Genomic DNA, 4,419 nt, shown 5'->3' on the forward strand with positions numbered 1-4,419 from the left:
ACGGGCAGCAACGGCTTCGATATCTTCCACTCGCTGGTGCAGAGCGAGGAAATGTGCCGCCCCGGTGCGGGCGGTATTCCCGCCTCGCTGATGACGCATGGCATCGGCCTGCCGCCGATCCTCGCCATGGGCAGCGAGGAAATGAAGCAACGTATCGCGCCCGCCGTACTTGCCGGTGAAAAGATCATCTCGCTTGGTATCACCGAGCCTTCCGGCGGCTCGGACGTCGCGAACCTGAAAACCAAAGCCGAGCGCAAGGGCGCATCCTATATCGTCAATGGCAGCAAGACCTATATCACCAGCGGCATGCGTGCCGACTATGTGACGACGGCGGTGCGCACCGGCGGGCCGGGAATGGGTGCCGTGTCGCTGCTCCTAATCGAAACTGATCGACCGGGATTCAGCCGCACCGCGCTCGCCAAAATGGGATGGCACGCTTCGGACACCGCGACGCTGCATTTTGACAATGTAGAGGTGCCCGCAGAAAATCTGATTGGCCCCGAAAATGGCGGCTTCATGGGCATCATGCGCAATTTCAACGGAGAGCGATTGGGCATGGCGCAGCAGGCTGCGGCCTATGCGCGCGTCTGTTTCGAAGATGCCCTTGATTGGGCGCAGCAGCGTGAAGTTTTCGGCAAGCCGCTGATTCGCAACCAGGCCATCCGCCACAAGCTGGCCGACATGCTGCGCCAGATCAACACGACGCAAGCGTGGATTGACCAATGCGCGTGGAGCGTGCGCGAGGGCAAGGCCTTCCCCGGCGATTTTGCGCTGCTTAAAGTTCAGGCGACCCGCACGATGGAGTATTGCGCACGCGAGGCTTGCCAGATCCTCGGCGGTGCCAGCTTCATGCGCGGCTGCCGCGTCGAGCGCATCTACCGCGAGGTGCGTGTGATGGCGATCGGTGGCGGATCGGAAGAGATCATGTTCGATCTGGCGAGCCGCCAATATAATTTCTGAACATGTAAAAAATCATTCATTGCGTATTCAGTTCTAGAGTGTCACTCTAATCCTATTGAACGGGAGGAGGGACCCCATGAACAGAAAACTGACCCCCACTTTGGCACTCATGATATTTGCAATGCCGATCGACGACAGCGCGGCCGATGAAACCCATTTCGGTTTTACGGTCGGCAGCGTTTCGATCACCAAGCCTATATCGCCCGGCTCGCTGGGGCTTAAGAATATGTCATCCTCCAAGATTGCGTCGAAGCGCGATCTTGTAGTGACCGGCAACAATCCGCGCTTCACGGTCACCGGATAGGTGTTTTGCAAGCAGGGCGCGCGGTTGACGGCTGTACAGGCGATTATTGGCAAGGGCTTTCTGCACAATAACGACATGATGGTCGTCAACAGCTGGGGCAAAACGGCCAAGCAGACCAATGTAGCTGGCCGAAGCGATGCTGATGTATCGTTGGAGGTGCAGCTCAATGTTTCGCGCCGCGACACCGGTGCGGCGATTGATCTGACCTTCAATCCAGCGCGAGATTATGAACAGAAGCTCAAGGCCTATGTCGCCAAGGGCAACACAGCCGCCGAATATCTGCGCGAAACGCAGGCATTTGACATGGATGTTACCGTCAACCTCGTCGCTTGGTGCAAGATGGATTCCAAGGCCAATTCGGTGCTGGCAGGCAAGACTTATGCTGGATTTGTTGCACGCAAGGTGCCGGTGACGATCCTTTACAACGGCGACCCTGCGATCATCGATGGACCGGCTCCGAGGGCGACGGTCAAGACCCGCGCGGAAGAGACAGCGCCTCCGATAAAATGACGTAGCGCGCCGCCACAGCCAAAACCCGCTTTTGACATTCGGGTGGCGGCCGCGCATCACTCTCTTCAAAGCAGAATCAGGAGAGAGTTATGCCCAAGGAAGCATGCGAATTTGATGTCATCGTCTATGGTGCGACTGGCTATACCGGCCGGTTGGTTGCCGAATATCTGGCTAAACAGGCCGAAGGCGGCGTTGATGTCTGGCCTTGGCGCTGGGCGATGGCCGGACGTTCGCTGACCAAGCTGGAGGAGGTGCGCGATCTTTTAGGCGCACCAAAGGACACGCCATTGGTGGTCGCCGATGCCGACGATCCTGCTTCGCTGGCGGCTATGGCCAAGCGCACCAAGGTGGTGCTGACCACCGTTGGACCCTATCAGCTTTATGGCGAGCCACTGGTAAAGGCCTGTGTCGATGCCGGCACCGACTATACCGACCTGTGCGGTGAACCGGTTTGGATGCGCCAGATGATCGACAAATATCACGATGCCGCCAAAGCGAGCGGCGCGCGCATCACTTTCTCGTCGGGCTTCGATTCGATCCCGTTCGATCTGGGCGTACTCATGCTGCAAAAACATGCGACCGAGAAATTCGGTGCACCTGCGCCTCGCGTTAAAGGCCGCGTTCGCGCGATGCAGGGGGGCTTTTCCGGCGGTACGGCAGCAAGCTTGAAGGAAACGCTGAAGACGCTCGCCAAGCACCCCACACTGACACCCTATATGCTCAGCCCGTTCGGCCTGACGCCGGGCTTTGATGGACCCAACCAGCCTACCGGCATGATCCCCGAATATGACGACCATCTGGGAAGCTGGGCCGCGCCGTTCATCATGGCGGCGATCAACACCAAGAATGTCCACCGGACGAACTTCCTGCTCGGCCACCCCTGGGGTGCGGACCTGCGCTATGACGAGATGGTGCTGACCAGCCCCGGCGAGATGGGCAAGCAGGCTGCCGAGGGGCTGGCCAAAGCCATCAAGGCACCATTTGGCGAAGGGGGGCCGAAACCCGGTGAAGGCCCGACCAAGGAAGAGCGCGAAAATGGCTTTTATGACGTACTGTTTGTCGGCGAATATCCCGATGGCAAGCGTGCGCTCTATTCGGTGAAGGGCGACAAGGACCCGGGCTATGGATCGACATCCAAGATGATCGCCGAAACCGCGCTTGGCCTTGCCGAGAATGACGGTGAAGGCGGAGTCACTACGCCCGGTGCAGCGCTTGGCGCAAAGCTTGTCGCGCGGTTGCAGGCGCATGCCGGGCTGACCTTTACCGCTGAAAACTAAGTTATCACCCCTCCCGCTTGCGGGAGGGGCCGGGGGAGGGCCTGTGGTAGCACAAGCTCGCTTCGCTCGCCCCTCCCCTAACCCCTCCCGTTAACGGGAGGGGGATAAAGCCCTTCCGAAAATCATATCCCGACCCTATATGGCGCGCACCATGCTGGGTCGCCTGTTCAAGAAAGCCGCACCGTCCCGTCCGCTCGATACCGCGCGGGTGCCGGATGGTATGCGCGTGTATGCGATTGGCGACATTCATGGCCGTAACGACCTGTTGCAGGCACTGCTGGCAAAGATCGACGCCGATGATCAGGCGCGCGGTGCAGCGGATACGCAGATTGTTTTCCTCGGTGACTTGGTCGATCGCGGGTCAGACAGTGCAGGTGTTATCGACACGGCGATGGCGCTGCGCGGGCAAGGGCGTACCGTCCGTTACCTGATGGGCAACCATGAAGAGGTGTTCCTAAAGGCCTGCCGTGAGCGCGACACCAAGACGTTGCGCTTCTTCCTGAAGATTGGCGGCGACGCCACATTGCAAAGCTACCCCATCACCCGCGCCGAATATATCGAACTTGATATCGAGCAACTGGCTGAGCGACTCGCGACGCTGGTTCCGGAGGCGCATCTGGCTTTTCTTGAAAGCTTTGAGGATATGATTGTGCTGGGCGATTACGCCTTCGTCCATGCCGGCATCCGTCCCGGTGTTTCCCTGTCAGAGCAGCGCAAGAGCGACCTGCGCTGGATCCGTGACGAATTTGTCGGCCAGCGCGGCGATCTCGAAAAGGTGATCGTTTATGGCCACACCATCTATGACGATATCGACGAACGCGGCTCGCGCATCGGGATCGATACCGGCGCCTATGCCAGCGGCAAGCTGACCGCGATAGGCCTCGAAGGCGCGGATCGTTGGTATTTGCAGACCTAGCGATGGAATACCGTAGTGCTGAGCCTGTCGAAGCACGCCCCTCCGCTAACTATGGCATTTGAAACCTGCAGCCGCCCTTCGACAGGCTCAGGGCTACGGTGTCCGCGGGCTGGCAGTTAGGCTGAACAACGAAAAAAGGGCGGTGACTCTCAACACCGCCCTTTCTCAAACTACTGCCGGGGTAATATGGCTATCGGTTCAGGCGACCAGCGGCTGATCCATGTCTTCCAGGTCGCGTAGCACATAGCCACGGCCCCACACGGTCTCGATGTAATTCTCGCCACCGCAGGCCAGCGCCAGTTTCTTGCGCAGCTTGCAGATGAACACGTCGATAATCTTGAGTTCGGGTTCGTCCATGCCGCCATATAGGTGGTTCAGGAACATTTCCTTGGTCAGTGTGGTGCCCTTGCGCAGCGAAAGCAGCTCGAGCATCGCATATTCCTTGCCGGTCA

6 protein-coding genes are annotated in these 4,419 nt (G+C 59.0%); 5 read left to right on the top strand and 1 reads right to left on the bottom strand.

Annotated features, from left to right (window positions below; translation table 11 throughout):
• The 5 genes from PKC81_RS14465 to PKC81_RS14485 form a co-directional block, all read left to right on the top strand.
• A partial coding sequence (locus PKC81_RS14465; RefSeq protein ID WP_324337290.1) for an acyl-CoA dehydrogenase family protein occupies window positions 1–960 on the top strand: 960 nt, incomplete at its 5' end.
• Window positions 961–1,036: 76 nt separating this feature from the next.
• Window positions 1,037–1,264, top strand: coding sequence for a hypothetical protein (locus PKC81_RS14470; protein ID WP_324337291.1), 228 nt, complete (start codon window positions 1,037–1,039; stop codon window positions 1,262–1,264).
• Between the two features lie 24 nt (window positions 1,265–1,288).
• On the top strand, window positions 1,289–1,774 hold the full coding sequence (locus PKC81_RS14475) for a hypothetical protein (RefSeq protein WP_324337293.1): 486 nt from the start codon (window positions 1,289–1,291) through the stop codon (window positions 1,772–1,774).
• A gap of 89 nt (window positions 1,775–1,863) precedes the next feature.
• On the top strand, window positions 1,864–3,051 hold the full coding sequence (locus tag PKC81_RS14480) for a saccharopine dehydrogenase NADP-binding domain-containing protein (protein ID WP_324337295.1): 1,188 nt from the start codon (window positions 1,864–1,866) through the stop codon (window positions 3,049–3,051).
• 151 nt (window positions 3,052–3,202) lie between these two features.
• Complete coding sequence (locus PKC81_RS14485) at window positions 3,203–3,967, top strand: metallophosphoesterase family protein (protein WP_324337297.1); 765 nt, start codon at window positions 3,203–3,205, stop codon at window positions 3,965–3,967.
• Between the two features lie 198 nt (window positions 3,968–4,165).
• Here PKC81_RS14485 and PKC81_RS14490 read toward each other — a convergent pair.
• Window positions 4,166–4,419: helix-turn-helix domain-containing protein (locus PKC81_RS14490; protein WP_324337299.1), on the bottom strand; the 254-nt coding region annotated here is incomplete at its 5' end.

Source organism: Sphingorhabdus sp. (genome assembly GCF_035329025.1).
Classification (GTDB): domain Bacteria; phylum Pseudomonadota; class Alphaproteobacteria; order Sphingomonadales; family Sphingomonadaceae; genus Sphingorhabdus_B.

Excerpts from the sequence above, each read along its gene's own strand:
- PKC81_RS14480 (WP_324337295.1), top strand. The coding sequence starts at position 1,864 with ATGCCCAAGGAAGCATGCGAATTTGATGTCATCGTCTATGGTGCGACT.
- PKC81_RS14470 (WP_324337291.1), top strand. The coding sequence starts at position 1,037 with ATGAACAGAAAACTGACCCCCACTTTGGCACTCATGATATTTGCAATG.
- PKC81_RS14485 (WP_324337297.1), top strand. The coding sequence starts at position 3,203 with ATGCTGGGTCGCCTGTTCAAGAAAGCCGCACCGTCCCGTCCGCTCGAT.